Raw genomic sequence first — 15,673 nt, 5'->3', positions numbered from 1 at the left:
CCAACGACCCTAGCGAATGGCGAATCCGATCGACAAACACGTCAAGACGCTGTTGACCTCCTACACGGTCATCATCGTCGTCGCCCTCCTGATCGGTGCCACGGTCGGCCCCGCCGTCTCGTCGGCGCTGTTCCAGAGCGACGACGAGGGAACGATCGCCGCGGTGACCATCCAGGGACCGATCAGTGGCCCGACCGCCGACGAGGTGACCCGGCAACTCCGAACGCTCCGGAAGGACGATTCGATCGACGCCGTGGTCCTGCGCATCGACAGCGGCGGTGGGAGCGTCGCGGCGAGTGAAGCACAGTACCGGGCGGTCAAGCGACTCGCCCGCGAGAAACCGGTCGTCACGAGCGTCCGGGGCGTCGCGGCCTCGGGTGCGTACTACACGGCGCTGCCCAGCGACGAGATCTACGCGACGCCGGGCGGACTGGTCGGGAGTGTCGGGGTGCGCGCCCTGATCCCCCAGCCCGACGGGGTCCCCCGGTCCGTGACGACCGGTCCCGACAAGGCCGGCGGACTCACCGGTGACGACATCCGTGGCCAGGTCGAGACGCTCAAGCGCTCGTTCGTCGATTCGGTGTACGCCGAACGCGGCGACCGACTCGCCCTGTCCCGGACGGAGCTGACGAACGCGAAGGTGTACTCCGGCGCGGCCGCCGTCGACAACGGACTCGTCGACGAGATCGGCGGGCTGGAGACGGCCATCGCCGCCGCGGCGGAGAAGGCGGGCCTCGACTCCTACGAGGTAGTGTACCGCTCGACGACCCCCGGCGTGCTCTCTTTGCTGCTCGGGTCGGAGGCCAACAGCACCGACGCCGGACAGGTCGACCGCGCGTCGCTGTTGACGACGCGTGGCATCGAACGCCCCCAGTACCTGATGCTCTGGGGCGACCTCAACACGTCTGCTCGGGAGGTGCGTGCCAGTGGAGCTGCGTGACGCGGCGCTCAAGGGTGGCGTCTTCGTCGCCGTGCTCCTGGTCGTCGCCACCCTGACCGGGCTCGGGTCGATCCCCGTCCCGGTCGAGGGCAACGAGACCGCCCCGCTGACCGTCGACAGTCACCAGCCCGAGGCGATCCTGGCCGACGAGTCGGCCGAGACCGGCGAGATCGAACTGGACGCCAGTGGGACCCAGAAGACGGTCGTGATCGACCAGAGCCACAACAACAGCGTCTCGCCCGAGGAGATCAGTCCGCTGGTCACGGCGCTGACCGAGGCCGGCCACGACGTGCAGTTCTACACCGACCGGATGGCCAGCCAGCAGTCGCTCGACGAGACGCTTTCGAGCGCCGACGCGTTCGTGGTGATCGCCCCCGACGACCAGTACGACACGAGCGAGCGGCGTCGAATCGCGGCCTTCGCCGACGACGGTGGTCGCGTCTTGCTGGTCAACGAACCCCCGCGACAGGCCGCTCGCGGGGCCACCGCGTCGACCCCGATGACCAACCTCGCCGGGGCCTTCGGGCTCGGGTTCGACAGCGGTTACCTCTACGACCTCGCCGAGTACGACACGAACCACCGAGCCGTCTACGCGACGCCGGCCGGCGAGACGGCCCTGACCGACGGCGTCGACCGCGTCACGACCTACACCGCCCGGCCGGTCGTCGGTGGCTCTCCACTGCTGGTCACCAACGAGTCGACCAGACTCTCGACGACTCGCCGGCAGGCCCGCTACTCCGTGCTCGCTCGCCAGGGCAACGCCGTCGCGCTGGGCGATCGCTCGCTGCTCGGCACGGACTACGCCTACACCGCCGACAACGAGGTGCTGGTCGGGAACCTGCTCGAGTTCCTGGTGTCGGGCTCGCGGTAGCGGCCGTCCACGGTGTCTATCGCTCTCTGTCGACACCGGCGGCGACGGCAGCGAGCCCGTCTTCGTACGTCGGGTATTCGGGTTTCCAGCCGGTTGCCTCGTGGAAGGCCGCGTTCGACGTGGGCATGGAGCTCGTGAAAAACCGGACGTTGTCTTTGCCCACGAACAGCCGGGCGAGCCAGCCAGGAATCCGACTGGGCTCGTCGGCGTCGAGATACGCTGCGAACGTTTCGAGAAAGTCGGCTACCGTCACCGGCTGGTCGTCGACGACGTGGTAGGTCCCCTCGACGCCCTCCTGTGCGGCTGCGACGAACGCGCTCGCGGCGTCGTCTACGTGTATTGGTGAGACGACGGCGTCGCTCCGTCCGAGCAATCCACCGCCGACGATCGGCATGTCGCCGGTTTCGAGGTTCTCGGCGATCGTCGTCGTCTGCTCGGAGTCGGCGGCGTAAAACCACCCACACCGGAGGATCGTGGCGTCGAACGGCCCCTCCTCAGCCGCAGTCTCTGTGATGCGCTCCGCGTCGGCGGCCGATTCGGTCGTGCGGTCGGTGTTTCGCGGTGCGGACTCGTCGAACGGCGAGCCGTCGGGCCGACGGGCGACCCAGACGACGCTCTGCTGGACGTACTGGTCCGCGCCGACGCGCGTGGCTGCGGTGGTGAGGTTCTCGACGCCCCCACGCCGGAGCCGATCGTTCCGTTCCCAGTCTTCCGCGCTCGGTTTCGTCGCCGTCGGGATCGCGGTCGCGGCGTGGATCACCACGTCTGCACCTCTGGCCCCCTCGACCAGCGACGCCACGTCGAACAGATCTCCGCGGTGGGGCTCCCCGCCACGATCCCGCACGATCTCGTCGCCCCGCTCGTCTCGGGTCAGTCCGACCACGGTGTGGCCGCGTGCGACGAACTGCTCGACCAGTCGCTTGCCCAGATCACCGGTCGCACCGGCGACGAACACTTTCATACGGCCGCTCTCGACTGGATCGAATATGGTTCTGTCTATCTCTGTTCGGCACCGACGGAAGATTTGGTATAGCGATATATGATTTACACGGGCCGATTCCCTCACCCGCTGCTCGGGACGTTCCCGGTCATGTGGGACTGTGACCCCCGATCTGTGGCGTCACTCGCGACAGTCGAGACTCCCTCGAAACAGTGCTGCTGACAGTCTTACACGGATCTCGTAGGTGCTGACCGGCGATCGTCGCCACGGGGGAGACGATCACCGCCGTCTCATACGGAACGCTGGAGATCTGGGTACACGTCTCCAACCGTCCGTCTCATACTACCGGCTGTACGTCTGTGACTGATTTCGCCACCCGGGGTGGCGAAGCTCGTCACGAAGTGACAGCCGGCAGTATCAGTCGTGGTTCGACAGCGACTCGAACTCGCCGGCGAGCAACGCCTCGGTGACGGTGTCGATCTCGACGTCGTCGACGAACCGGGGGTACTTCCGCTGGAAGTACCCGAGGATGTTCTCCACGTCGCGGGCCAGCAACTCGTCGGCGTTCGCGTGGTCGGTGGGCACGGCCTGGGGCCAGTCGAAGATCGTGATGCCGTCGGAGCCGACGAACACGTTGTACTCGCTCATGTCCGCGTGGACGTACCCGGCGTCGTAGGCCGTCCCCATCTCCGTGAGGATCAACTCCAGGACGGGCCGTACCTGCTGGTCGTCGAGCTTCGTCCGGGAGAGCTCGACGCCGTCGATCTTCTCCATGACGATCGCGTGGCGGTTGGTGTCGATGGGTTGGGGGACCCGAACCTCCGGGTACAGCGTCTCCAGTGCGTCGTACTCGCGCTCGGCGGCCTTTCGGGCGGTGTACTGCCAGGAGACGTGATCGCGGTCGGCGGTGTACTCCCGCTCCTTGTTGACTTCTCGGAACTGGGTGTACCCCTCGCGGTGGAACTTCAGGGCCATGGGCTTGTACGAGCGGACTTCGAACACGTCGCTCTCTTTGCCGACTCCGAGGGGGGCACCGAATCCCTCGATGGTCCCCCGTTCGACCAGCGCGTGCAGCGCGAGGGCGTCGTACCCCTCGAACGTGAGCTTGAATCCCTCGTACTGCATGGTCTTGCGCTCCAGGAACCCGCGGTCTTCACAGCGGTCCAGCCGGTAGTCGACGTCTTCGGCCGTCAGCCGCGAGAACTGCGGGAGCTTCTCGCGGTCGACGTACTCCGAGAAGCGCATCCCTTGCTCGACGCCCGAGAGGAGATGGAAGTCCTCGGGTTCGAGATCTGCCATCTCGCGTGCGACGGTTTGGACCATTAGCGGGCCGTAGTCGCCCGACTCGTATAAGTTCGGCGCGTCTGGCGTGCCGTCGCCAGTAAATCAGATAACGCTATACAGAATCTCGCCGCGATGGACCCAGTGACACCCGACAGTCTGAGAACTCGACGACTATCGTCGCCATTGAAAATCGATGCACACCCGATCGCACGACAGCAGTGCGATCGGTGTGTAAATCGTTTCAATCGTTACTATAGTGTTGGTTCAAGGAGATCACTTCTGAACGGCTTTCGGCCAAGTCCCGTCTCTCTCGGCCACTCTGTCGACGCCATGTCGGGTCCCGTCGTGCTGGCCGTCCCGAAGTGACTGACGCTCCAACCACGCTCGCGGCCCGTGACCCATGACGCTCGATGGCTCGTGAACGGACACTCTCCGTTTCGGTCACCCGAGTCGACGTTCGATGTCCGAAAAATCCGCTGAACGCCGATGCCCGCCTAGAACAGCCGATCGAGTAATCCTCGGTCGCGGTGTTTCTCGGCGAGTAGCACCGAGCACTCCACGTCGTCGACGACGTCCAGCACGAGCGACTGCGAGACGAGTCGACGCAGGAGCCCTTCCTCGGTCGCACCGACGAGCAGGAGCGTCGCGTCGTCGGCAGCGTTGCGGATCGCCGTCTCGATGTCTCCGGATTTGACCTGTCGGTTGGCGTCCTCCAGTCCGTGTTCGACCGCCCACTCCTGAAGGAACTGCTCGCCAGCCTCGCGATCGTCGTCGACGTTGAGCAGGGTCACTTCCGAGCCGTACTCCGACTGCAGCAACTTCGCGACGGCGGCCGACAGCTCGGAGTCCGGGCCACCCGCCGTCGGGAGGAGGATCTTCGACGGATCGAACCCGCGATCACGGAAGACCAGGAAGTCACAGGGGACGGCCTCGGTGAGTTCGTCCATGGCCGACTCGGCGCGTCCCGGCGAACCGTGTGCGTCCGGACCCCACCCCATCACGACGAGGTCGGCGCTGTGCGAGCGAGCGGCATCGAAGATAGCTTCGTAGGACTTGTGCGAGATGATCGTGTTCGTCTCGACGTCGACGCCGAACGTCTCGGCGTCTTCCCGAGCCTTTGCGAGCAGTTGCTCGGACGTTTCGTCGATCTCGTCGGACCGGTCGGCAGCGGCCCCAAGCGCCGTCTGGCTGGGAACGGTCACGATGTGGGTCGCGAGTACGGAGCCACCGCGCTGTTTGGCGATGGCGCTCGCGAGCGTGATCAGTTCCTGTTCGTTCTCGGGATTTGCCAGCGGCACCATCACGCGGTACTGTCCGCCGTCGGGCTGGACGCCGACGGCGGCGCTGACTGCCGCGTCGGGCATCTCTTCGGAGCGTGAAATGATGTGCTTCGAGAGGATTCCCTGCTTTTCGGTCCGCGAGCGGGCGTAGACTCCGTACCACAGCACAGCCGCGGCGGCGATGCCAAAGGAGAGCAACAGTGCGTCCCCGGCGACGAACACCAGCAACGCGAAAGAGAGGACGGCACCGAGGATCGGCAAGAGAGGGTACAGCGGCACCACGAAATCTGGCGTGTACTCCTCTGGGTTCACGTAGCGCATCACGATGAGTGCGAGATTCAGTAGCCCGTAGATGATGAGGTGGAGCCCCGACGCGGCACCAGACAGGAGCGTTATGTCTCCGATCACGATGAACAGGAGAATGAGGCCCCCAGTGATGCTGATCGCCCTGTAGGGGGTGCCATACCGTGAGTGAATCTCGTTGAGGGCCGGCGTGACGATTCTGTCACGTCCCATCGCGAAGTTGATGCGCGAGGACGCGAGGATCGAGGCGTTCGCACTGGAGGCGGTCGCGAGCAAACCACCGAACAGCAGTGCGCCCCCCATCACGGCACCCTGAATGTAGTCGCCGACCTCGACGACGGCGATGGGATTCTCGGCGTCGGAACTGATGATGTCCGCGATGAACCCTTGAGGGACGGCCGCGCTCATAATCACCAACACGAGGGCGTAGATGACGGTCACGATGACGACGCTGCCGATAACTGCCCGCGGCAGGTTCTTCCCGGGATCTTTGATCTCCTCGGCCACACTCGTGATCTGGACGAAGCCGAGATACGAGACGAAGATGAGACCCGTCGTCTCCAGTGTGGTGACCACGTCGGTAGCGGCCGGGAGATTCGACGGCTCGGCCCGGAGCGTCCCCAGAAACGTGAACACGGTGAGGATACCGATAAGCAAGACGACGATGACGTTCTGTAGCCTGCCGGTCTCCTTGGCACCGACGTAGTTGATCAGGATGAAGAAGGCCCCGCCGACGAGCGCGACGAGCTTGACGACGGTAATCGAGAACGGACCGACACCGACGCTGCCGGAGAGTCCGAAGATGCGGGCGATATACCGGCCGAAGCCGACCATGTAGAACGCGCTGGCGAAGGCCAGTCCGAGCCAGTTCGCCCAGCCGGCGACCGAACCGAACATCGGCCCGAGCGCGTGGTTGACGTAGTAGTAGGCCCCGCCGGATTTGGGCATCGCAGTTCCGAGTTCGCTGGCAGACAGCGCCGTGAACATGGCGATGATCCCACCCAAAATGAAGGCGACCGACGCGAGCGACCCGGCCTTGAGAATGGCTTCCCCGGGCAGCACGAAGATCCCTGCGCCGATCATGGTGCCGACACCGATTGTCAGGGCGGCAAGCGGCCCGAGGTCTTTGGCGAGTTCTTCCTCGCTCATGTTTCTTTCTCGCGGGGCAGAGCGATGACCGGTCGGTTCGCATCGGTCACCAGCTTCAGGGAGAGATCTCCCGAGAGGAACTGCATGAGTCGGTTCCCACCACGGGACCGATACGCGATCGCGCTGGCATCGACCTCGTCGGCGGCCGCGAAGATCTCCGCTGCCACGTCCCGCCCGTAGGCGGTGTGGTCGTCGGCGTCGGGAAAGATCGATCGGACGGCAGCGTACGAGTCTTGGGCCAACTCTTCGGACTGTTCGACCGGTGATTTGTCCGGGACACCACCACCTTTCTCGACGACGTGGAGAGCGGTCACCTGTTTCGGATCGTACGGTTCGAGCGCTCTCGCAGTCGCCAGCGCGTCGTCCTCGGTAGCGACTGGAAGCAGTGCGTGTGCAAGAATATCTCCGTCGGCGGTACTGTTCATAGGGGTGCGTACAACGTTTCTCCGTAACGTGTGTGTATCTACCGGTTTCAGCTAAAGTGCTCTGATTCACTTCCTTGCCGGCGTCGCGTGGCAGCGAACGCGACTCGACGCTGGGGGCCGGCTACGGGCCGAAGCCGCCCGAAGAGAGTTCGTAGGGATCGTAGTCGGGACGACTGTCGACGCCGCGCGGGCAGTCGAACCGCTCGCGGTAGCGACGGCGCGTCTCGTCCGCGCGCTCGGAGAACAGGAGCAAGACGCCGTAGGGCTGGCTGAACGACGCGGCGTCGACCGGATCGGGGTCGAGGAAGACGGCGTCGGTCGTCGGCGCGTCGGCGCTCGCGACGGTCGTCAGCTTCGGTTCCATCGGGAGCAGCCCGGCCAGGACCGACGGGACGAAACTCCCGCCCGGCAGCGGAGCCCGGGGCTGGACCCAGCACTCCCCGACCGGCTGGCCGTCCGCTTCGATCACGCTGTGTGCCGGGCCACTGGTCTGTTCGTCCCAGGTCTCTCTGGCGATCTCGGGGAGTTCCACGTCGGTAGCGAACCCCATGTCGACGCCGCCGACCCGGTCGAACTCGCGCAGCGTCCAGGCCTCCTCCTCGTCCGTGGGATCTCCGGCGACCGTCCCCTCGATCAGGTCGCCCGTTTCGAGCCCGTCGATCGCGGGCTGTCGTTCCCCGTATCCCTGCTGGTAGGTCGTGTAGAGTCGCGTCCCGTCGGTGTCGAAGAGGTTGACGTGGGGGACCGCCTCGACGACCCGATAGACCCGAAAGCGACTCGACCGCTCGTCCATACGCCGACAACGCACTCCGGCCCCATGTCCCCGTCGGTCCCGGAGCGGGGGGTTGATGGCGCTACCCGTCCAACGGCGATCCGTGAACGGACCCGACGACACCGAACCGCCGTCGAACGACCCGACGATCAGCTGTCGGCGGTGTGGCCGCGAGTGGGACCTCGGCGAGGAGCTGGACGCCGTCGGCAACCAGGCCTTCGAGCAGTTCGCGCTGGACCACCGGCGTCACACCGGCCACTTCCCCGACGGTGTCGCCACGTGGCGCGTCGAGTGTCGCCACTGTCCGGAGACGGTCGAACGGATCGAAGAGAGTGGGGCAAAGCGGTGGGCCCACACCCACGTCAGACACACGAACCACGCGGTGACCATCCACGGGACGGACGGCACCGAGCGCGTCCTCGAACCCTAGAGGCCTTCGAACTCGCCGATCGATTCGCGCCAGCTGTCGGGGATCGGGACCGACGAACCCTGCCCGCGATCGTAGGCGACCATCGTCGTCTCCCCGGTCGCGGCCACCTCGCCGTCGGCGGTCCGGATCTCGTACTCGAAGGGAAAGCTCTTCTCGCCGAGGCGCGGGACGCGGACGCCGACCGTGACCTCGTCGGCCAGTCGGATCGGGCGCTCGAAGTCCAGCTGGAGGTTCGCGACGACCATCCCGGTCTCCTCGCCGCTGCCGGTGATGTCGGCCGCCGCGCCCCCGACGACGGTTTCGAGGTAGTCGACGCGGGCCTCCTCGACGTAGGTTCCATAGAGCGCGTTGTTGACGTGGCCGTACGTGTCCAGGTCGTTGTACCGCACGTCGACCGTCGTCGTAAACTCGAAGCTCATGCCAGCAGCTCCCGGAACTGCTCGTTGAGCTTTTTGAGTTTCGGATCGATGTTGACCGCGCAGTACCCCTGATCGGGGTTGCGCTCGTAGTAGTCCTGGTGGTACTCCGCTGCGGGGTAGAACGTCTCCAGAGGCTCGACCTCCGTGACGATCGGGTCCGAGTACTGTTCGCCGAGGTCGTCGATCGTCGCTTCGGCGGTCTCGCGCTGGGCCTCGTCGTGGTAGAAGACCGCCGACCGGTACTGGCTACCCACGTCCGGCCCCTGTCGGTTCTCCGTGGTCGGGTTGTGTGTCGCGAAGAAGACGGTCAGCACGTCCTCGTAGTCGATCACGTCCGGGTCGTACTCGACCTGGACGCACTCGGCGTGGCCGGTGTCGCCGGAACAGACGGCGTCGTAGCTCGGGTCCGCGACGTGTCCACCGGCGTAGCCGGAGGTGACGGACTCGACGCCCTCGATCTGTTTGAACACGGCTTCGGTACACCAGAAACAGCCACCGGCGACCGTGGCGGTCTGTGGTTCACTCATCGCTCAACGGTACGTGCCAGGAACACAAAACAGCCTCGCCGGCCGTTCGCCGTTCCAGCACCGAACTGTCGGCTCAGCCACACCCAACACGGTGGCGTGGGGTCGGCTGCCAACGGTTGGGCCTATCGGTCGACCTCGCCCATGATCGTGTCGAGGCTGCCGATCGCGGCGACCAGGTCGGGGATCGTCTCGCCTTCGGCCATCGCCGGCAGCGACTGGAGGTTCGAGAACGACGGCCCCCGGATCTTGAACCGCGCCGGCGTGTCGGTGCCGTCCGAGCGGATGTAGATTCCCAGCTCACCCTTCGCGGCCTCGACTGCCCGGTAGATCTCGGCGTCGCGGTCGGGGCGAACGGTTCTGGGAACGTTGCCCTGGATCGTTCGCTCGTCTTCGGGCCAGCCTTCGAGGAGATCGACGCACTGATCGACGATCCTGGCCGACTCCTCGATCTCGCGCAGGCGAACGAGGACGCGAGAGAAGTTGTCACAGCCGTCCTCGGTGACCACGTTCCAGTCGAGTTCGTCGTAGTAGCCGTAGGGATCGTCCCGTCGCAGATCGTAGTCGACGCCGGAGCCACGCGCGACCGGTCCCGTACAGCCGTACTCCTTGGCGACCGACGGGGGGAGCACGCCGGTGTCGACGGTTCGCAACTGGAGGATCTCGTTGCCGGTGAGCAGGTCGTGGTACTCTTCGAGCTTCTGGGGCAGGTCATCGAGGAACGACCGGACGTTCTCGAAGAACGTCTCGCGGGGCTCGGGCAGGTCCCAGGCGACCCCGCCCAGCCGGAAGTAGTTGAACATCAGCCGCTGGCCGGTGAGGTCTTCCAGGATGTCCTGGACGATCTCCCGGTCGCGGATACCGTACTGGAACACGGCGGTAAACTCCGAGATCACGTCCAGCCCGTAGGCCGCGATCGCCAGGAAGTGCGAGAGGATCCGCGACAGCTCCGCGCTCATCGTCCGGATCACCTGCGCGTACTCGGGTACGTCGACGCCGATCAGGTCCTCCGCGGCGCGCGCGTAGGCCCATTCGTTGAGCAGTCCACCACCGCTCCAGTCCCACCGGTCGGGGTAGGGCATGATCTGGTGGCGGTAGGTCCCCTGCTGACACAGCTGCTCCTCACAGCGGTGGATGAAACCGATCTCGGGAGTCACGTCTGCGACGGTCTCGCCGTCGAGGGTCACGCGCAGGTGCAAGACGCCGTGGGTCGAGGGGTGGTGTGGCCCCATGTTGAGGTGCATCGTGTCCGGTCCGGAACGGCGATCCTCCAGGATGTGCTCGTGTTCGCGAAACGGGACGATCTGTGGCTTGTCCTGGTTGTACGACGCCCGGAGCGGATGGCCCTGCCAGGTCTCGGGCAGCAAAATCCGTCGCAGATCGGGATGTCCTTCGTAGGTAATACCGAGCAGATCGTACGCTTCGCGCTCGTGCCACACTGCCGTCTCGTAGACGCCCGCCCCGCTCTCGGAGTGGGGGTCGTCGTGCAACGTCGGGACGACCACCGAGAGTTCGTCGGTCGGGTCGTCGTACTTCCGGAGGTGATAGATCGTCTCGAAGCGATCGCCGTACTCCTGTGCCGTGACGCAGGCGCAGTGGTCGTACCCAGCCTCCGATTTCAGCGTCGAGAGGACCGACTCGACGGCGTCTGCACGGACGACGATCGCGGGTGCGTTCTCGTGGTCCTCGGTCCCGACGACGGCCGTCTCGGGAAGCAGTGACAGTGGCTCTGTGGATGCTCTCGTGGCCTGTTGCATGTCGAGCGGTACGCCGGGGACGGGCCTCGGCGTTGTGCCTCGATTGCGAGGCCGATTTATGTGGGCCGGCGACGCTGCCCACAACCGCTTTCGGGGCTCCGGCCGTAGGTCGTCCCATGACCGATCTGGGGGACCTGTCGTGGCGGTTCGTCGACGAACGCGCACACGACGGGCCGACGAACATGGCGCTGGACGAGGTCACCGCCGAGACGGTCGCCGACGGCGGCCTGGCGACGGTTCGACTCTACCGCTGGGAGCCCAGCACGCTCTCGCTTGGCTACAACCAGGACCCGGCGACGATCGACTGGGACTACTGCGAGCGCGAGGGGATCACCGTCACGCGCCGACCCACGGGCGGGGGTGCGATCTACCACGACACCGACGGCGACATCTCGTACTCGATCGTCGTACCGGGCGACGCCGTTCCGGGCGACCTGTTGGCGTCTTACGAACTGCTCTGTGAGCCGATCCTCGATGCCTTCGAGGGAATGGGGGTCGACGCGACCTTCGCGAGCGACGAGCGACCGGCCGTGTACCAGCCCGCGTGTTACCTCCGGGCGTTGCACCCGGCACACGACGTGGTCGGTCCGGACGGGCGCAAGATCAGCGGCAACGCACAGTACCGACAGCGCGACGCCGTCGTGCAACACGGCTCGCTCACCTTCGAGACGACCCCGGCGCGCCACTGTGCCTGTTTCACCGGCGATCCGGAACCGGACGCGTTCGCCGATCGGGTCGGCGGCATCGAGGAGTACGTCGACTGTTCTCGCTCGGAAGCCGTCGCGACGCTCCGTGACACACTCGGCGAGTGGGTCGAGACGACGCTCGGTGGGACCGTCACGGAAACGTCGTGGCTAGACGGTATCACTTCGCGTGCGCGCGAGCGCGTGAGCGAGAAGTTCGGGACGGAGGCCTGGACCCGCGAGCGGACGGACCCGACGGCCTGACAGCCGGCAGTATCAGGAGCTGCCACCCTCGACGACGAGTCGCTCGCTCGTCGCTCGCAGGTACTCTCGGATCAGCGCCGCGTCGGTGTCCTCGGCTTCGAGCAGGTCGGTCACCGTCTTACAGCAGTGTTCGAGCAGTCGCCGCTGTGGCCCGGGCGGCACCTTGTTCTCGGTCACCGTCGCCGCGCTGTCGACGGCGCTGGAAGCGGTCTCGTGGTCGCCCCTGGCGACCGCCCGACCGGCCTCGGTGAGCAACTGGTCGAGGACGGCGTACACGTCCGGCGGGAGCGCGTCTGCTGGCACACTCGACCTTGGGCCCGTGGGGCCAAAACTCCCGGCGGTGCCTTCGGAAGTGCTTTGATAGACCGTCCGCATCCACCGGTATGCGCGTCGGAGCACACACCTCGATCGCCGGTGGAGCGTACAACGCCGTCGACGAACAGGTCGACTACGGTGGGAACTGCGGCCAGATCTTCAGCCACTCGCCACAGGTCTGGCAGGACCCGAACATCGAGGACGAGGAGGCCGAACAGTTCCGCGAACGCAGCGACGAACACGGCGTCGGCCCGTGGGTCATCCACTCGTCGTACCTCGTCAACCTCTGTACCCCCAAAGACGACCTCCGGGCGAAGTCGATCGACTCGATGCAAAAGGAGGTCGACGCCGCCGACAAACTCGGCGTCGAGTACGTCAACGTCCACCTCGGTGCTCACACGGGGGCCGGCGTCGAGGGCGGGCTCGACAACGCCGCCAGCGCCCTGGACGAACTGACGATTCCCGACGGCGTCACGGTGCTCGTCGAGTCCGACGCCGGCAGCGGGACGAAACTCGGCGGCGAGTTCGAACACCTCGCCGAGGTGCTCGCCCGCTCCGAGCAGGACCTCGAAGTCTGTGTCGACACGGCCCACGCCTTCGCCGCGGGCTACGACATCTCGACGGCCGACGGCGTCGCCGAGACCGTCGCCGAGTTCGACGACGTGGTCGGACTCGACAACCTCGCTTGCATCCACCTCAACGACTCGAAACACGAGTGTGGCACCAACAAGGACGAACACGCCCACCTCGGCGAGGGCTACATCGGCGAGGAGGGGATGGCCGCACTGTTGACCCACGACGCCCTCGAAGACGTGCCTTTCGTACTGGAGACCCCGACCGAAGACGGCCGGGGTTTCGAGTGGAACATCGAACGGGCCAGAGAACTGGGCAACGCCTGACAGCGGAGCGAACCGCGACGGCGCGCGCCGGGTCGACACCTACGCGCCGGACACCGGCTCGCCGACGGCGAAGACGAACCGGGCACCGCCGGCATCGCTCTCCTCGACGGTGACCGTCCAGTCGTGTGCCTCGGCGATTCGGGCCACGATCGCCAGTCCGAGACCCGTCCCGCCGCCCTCCGAGTGGCCCAGCTCGACGACGGACTCTCGTTTCTCTCGCGGGATGCCGACGCCGTCGTCCTCGACCGCGAAGCCGTTCTCGGCCGGGACCACGCGGACGGTCAGATCCGTGTCCGTTCCGCCGGCTCGCCGACCCCGGGTCGCCGACGCCGTGAACCCGTGTTCCATGGCGTTGCGAAACAGGTTCTCGAAGAGCCGCGCGAGACGGTCTTCGTCGGCCTGGACCGTCCCCGACACCGCACACTCCAGGGTCGCGTCGCCGGTGTCGACCGTCTCCCAGGCCCGCTCGACGGCCGCCGTCAGGTCGACGGCCGTCTTCGTCATCGCACCGTCGCCGCTCCGGGCCAGCGCGAGCACGTCGTCGATGATGGTGCCGATGCGTCCCAGCGCCTGGCTGATCTCGTCGAGGCGCTCGTCGTCGGACTCCTCACGGAGCTGCTGGACGTAGCCGTCGGCGACCTGGAGGGGGTTCCGGAGGTCGTGGCTGGCGATCGAGGCGAAGCGTTCGAGCCGGCGGTTCTGCTCTGCCAGCTCTCGCTCGCGGACGGCCAGCTGTTGCTGGGTCTCGATGGCGTCGAGCGCGTCGGCGATCGTCTCGCCCAGCTCTCCGAGCACCTCCTGCTCGGTCTCGTCGAGGGCGTCCGGGCGGGTCGTACACAGCAACACTCGGCCGTATTCGACCCCGTCTATGGCGACCGGGACGACGATGCCCGCGGTGTAGGGCTGCCAGCGTTCGTCCAGATCGACGACGCCCGGCCCGCTCTCCCCGAGGTGGCTCGCGAGGGCGTCCGGGTCGATCGTCCCGCCGTCGGCCTCGTCGCCGTGGGCCGTGGTCCCGTCGCCACCTTCGAACCGGGCGAACTCGTAGGCACCCCGCTGTGTGAGTTCCTCACAGACCGCTCGCTCGACGGCTTCGCGGTCGTCGGCACGGACGAGTTCGCGGTTCACGTCCCGGACGATCTCGTTGATCCGCGACAGCTGTTCGACGCGCCGGTCGGTTCGGTACCGACGCGCGGCCGTTCGAGTGCGCCGGACCAGTCGGTCGTAGGGCGCGTCGCCCGACTGGATCGGGATGTAGTCGAACAGGTCCCGCCCCGAAACCTCGCGTGCCACGTCTCGGTTGGCCATCCGGGTAAAGAGGATCACCGGGAGCGATGGCCGTTCGGCCTCGACGACGTCGACGACCGCGAGCCCGCCCTGGAACTCGATCCCGTCGGCGCGCGGAACCTCGTATCTGGTGACACAGACCTCGATCGATCGGTTCTCTCGGAGGGCAGCCCGCGCGTCGGCTGCTCCGACGACGCTCTCGACCTCGAACCCCGCGGCTTCGAGGTGGTCTCGTGGCTCGGTGCTACCGTATCCCCCCACGTACAGCACCGTCGTCCCCTCGTCCATGCGGGAACTGCCGAATCCAAGCGATAAAAACGTGTGCTCTATCACCCTCGGTGATAGGTGGTTTTATCGGCATCTGGTACCTGTTGTCGGTGATGACTGTCGACACCGAGGTGATCGAGCGCGACGCCATCCTCGACCGGATTCGAGCCCTGGTCGACGGTGCGGCGTCGGAAGTCGCTCTCTCGGTGCCACACACGGCGTTGCCGGAGCTCGAAGCGACGCTCTCGGCGGCCGTCGATCGTGGGCTGCTCGTCCTCGTGTTGGTCTGGGACCCGCCACACGACGAGCGCTCGGAACGCGAACTGCCGTCGCTGGCGAACTGTTCGACGGTCGCACGCAGATCGGAGGACATCGCGCCCGTGTTCTGCTGTGTCGACAACGAGCGTGGCCTGATCGGCAACGGATCGTCGATCACCGGCGACAGCCCGGACGACGTCGTCGGCACCTTCGACTTCCAGGAGGTCGCTCACGGATTCTACCGGGACTTCGTCACGAACTTCTGGATGTTCGCGTCGGAGGTCCACGCCGCGGACGTGCCCGACCTGCCCGCGACGTACGACGGCATCCGACAGGCGGTGACGAACGTCGCACTGTGTCTCCGCGACGACGTGCCGATCCGATGCCGCGCGACCGGCCACGATCCGGAGACCGGGGCCGAACGCACCGTCGACGGTCGCGTCCTGAACGTCCACCAGCGGATGGTGTACCCTGCGTCTTCCTCACTGCCCATCGAGAACTCGATCCTCGTCGAAGACGACGGTCGTCACTGGATCGGCGGCCCCCACGCCGTCTTGGAGGATCTGGCTGCCGACCGGCTACTGCTCCGACGCGCGTGACCGGGCT

General features: G+C 66.3%; 16 protein-coding genes. 6 read left to right on the top strand and 10 right to left on the bottom strand.

What is annotated here, in order from left to right; translation table 11 throughout:
* Window positions 1–16 precede the first annotated feature (16 nt).
* Both IL252_RS05145 and IL252_RS05140 read left to right on the top strand, forming a co-directional pair.
* Complete coding sequence (locus IL252_RS05145; RefSeq protein WP_170092516.1) at window positions 17–940, top strand: S49 family peptidase; 924 nt, start codon at window positions 17–19, stop codon at window positions 938–940.
* A complete protein-coding gene (locus IL252_RS05140; RefSeq protein ID WP_208627132.1) occupies window positions 927–1,811 on the top strand; it encodes a DUF4350 domain-containing protein in 885 nt (294 codons plus the stop codon). The genes IL252_RS05145 and IL252_RS05140 overlap by 14 nt, the downstream gene beginning before the upstream one ends.
* A gap of 16 nt (window positions 1,812–1,827) precedes the next feature.
* Here the strand turns inward: IL252_RS05140 and IL252_RS05135 are convergent, their stop codons facing one another.
* From IL252_RS05135 to IL252_RS05115, 5 genes are all read right to left on the bottom strand, one after another.
* A complete protein-coding gene (locus IL252_RS05135; protein ID WP_208627131.1) occupies window positions 1,828–2,772 on the bottom strand; it encodes an NAD(P)-dependent oxidoreductase in 945 nt (314 codons plus the stop codon).
* 396 nt (window positions 2,773–3,168) lie between these two features.
* Window positions 3,169–4,074, bottom strand: a complete 906-nt coding sequence (locus IL252_RS05130) for a serine/threonine-protein kinase RIO2 (protein ID WP_208627130.1) — start codon at window positions 4,072–4,074, stop codon at window positions 3,169–3,171.
* 455 nt (window positions 4,075–4,529) lie between these two features.
* Entirely contained in the window at window positions 4,530–6,767 is a 2,238-nt protein-coding gene (locus IL252_RS05125) for an amino acid permease (RefSeq protein WP_208627129.1), read from the bottom strand.
* Window positions 6,764–7,192 carry a universal stress protein gene (locus IL252_RS05120; protein ID WP_208627128.1) on the bottom strand — a complete coding sequence of 143 codons (429 nt, stop codon included), beginning with the start codon at window positions 7,190–7,192 and terminating at the stop codon, window positions 6,764–6,766. Before IL252_RS05120 ends, IL252_RS05125 begins: the two co-directional genes overlap by 4 nt.
* A 121-nt stretch (window positions 7,193–7,313) precedes the next feature.
* A complete protein-coding gene (locus IL252_RS05115; protein ID WP_170092512.1) occupies window positions 7,314–7,985 on the bottom strand; it encodes a hypothetical protein in 672 nt (223 codons plus the stop codon).
* A gap of 55 nt (window positions 7,986–8,040) precedes the next feature.
* Between IL252_RS05115 and IL252_RS05110 the strand changes: the two genes are divergently transcribed.
* Entirely contained in the window at window positions 8,041–8,394 is a 354-nt protein-coding gene (locus IL252_RS05110; RefSeq protein WP_208627127.1) for a hypothetical protein, read from the top strand.
* Here IL252_RS05110 and IL252_RS05105 read toward each other — a convergent pair.
* The 3 genes from IL252_RS05105 to IL252_RS05095 form a co-directional block, all read right to left on the bottom strand.
* Window positions 8,391–8,813 carry a thioesterase family protein gene (locus tag IL252_RS05105; protein WP_012807721.1) on the bottom strand — a complete coding sequence of 141 codons (423 nt, stop codon included), beginning with the start codon at window positions 8,811–8,813 and terminating at the stop codon, window positions 8,391–8,393. The genes IL252_RS05110 and IL252_RS05105 overlap by 4 nt on opposite strands.
* Entirely contained in the window at window positions 8,810–9,340 is a 531-nt protein-coding gene (msrA, locus tag IL252_RS05100; protein WP_208627126.1) for a peptide-methionine (S)-S-oxide reductase MsrA, read from the bottom strand. Before msrA ends, IL252_RS05105 begins: the two co-directional genes overlap by 4 nt.
* A 122-nt stretch (window positions 9,341–9,462) precedes the next feature.
* A complete protein-coding gene (locus tag IL252_RS05095) occupies window positions 9,463–11,094 on the bottom strand; it encodes an NADH-quinone oxidoreductase subunit D (protein WP_208627125.1) in 1,632 nt (543 codons plus the stop codon).
* A gap of 116 nt (window positions 11,095–11,210) precedes the next feature.
* On the opposite strand from IL252_RS05095, the gene IL252_RS05090 reads away from it, so the two are divergent.
* A complete protein-coding gene (locus tag IL252_RS05090; RefSeq protein WP_208627124.1) occupies window positions 11,211–12,041 on the top strand; it encodes a biotin/lipoate A/B protein ligase family protein in 831 nt (276 codons plus the stop codon).
* A 12-nt stretch (window positions 12,042–12,053) separates the two neighbouring features.
* On the opposite strand, the gene IL252_RS05085 is transcribed toward IL252_RS05090, so the two are convergent.
* Window positions 12,054–12,344 carry a hypothetical protein gene (locus IL252_RS05085; protein ID WP_208627123.1) on the bottom strand — a complete coding sequence of 97 codons (291 nt, stop codon included), beginning with the start codon at window positions 12,342–12,344 and terminating at the stop codon, window positions 12,054–12,056.
* An 80-nt stretch (window positions 12,345–12,424) separates the two neighbouring features.
* Between IL252_RS05085 and IL252_RS05080 the strand changes: the two genes are divergently transcribed.
* The gene (locus IL252_RS05080) at window positions 12,425–13,255 is read left to right on the top strand and encodes a deoxyribonuclease IV (protein ID WP_208627122.1); all 831 of its coding nucleotides are present in this window, start codon (window positions 12,425–12,427) and stop codon (window positions 13,253–13,255) included.
* 39 nt (window positions 13,256–13,294) lie between these two features.
* On the opposite strand, the gene IL252_RS05075 is transcribed toward IL252_RS05080, so the two are convergent.
* The gene (locus IL252_RS05075) at window positions 13,295–14,830 is read right to left on the bottom strand and encodes an ATP-binding protein (RefSeq protein WP_208627121.1); all 1,536 of its coding nucleotides are present in this window, start codon (window positions 14,828–14,830) and stop codon (window positions 13,295–13,297) included.
* Window positions 14,831–14,922: 92 nt separating this feature from the next.
* Here IL252_RS05075 and IL252_RS05070 point away from each other — a divergent pair, with 92 nt between their 5' ends.
* A complete protein-coding gene (locus tag IL252_RS05070; protein WP_208627120.1) occupies window positions 14,923–15,666 on the top strand; it encodes a TrmB family transcriptional regulator sugar-binding domain-containing protein in 744 nt (247 codons plus the stop codon).
* Window positions 15,667–15,673: the final 7 nt, after the last annotated feature.

This window comes from Halomicrobium sp. IBSBa (genome assembly GCF_017612575.1).
Taxonomy (GTDB): Archaea; Halobacteriota; Halobacteria; order Halobacteriales; family Haloarculaceae; genus Halomicrobium.
The sequence above is the reverse complement of the archived record's forward strand: the minus strand, read 5'-3'. Positions and strand labels throughout refer to the sequence as shown.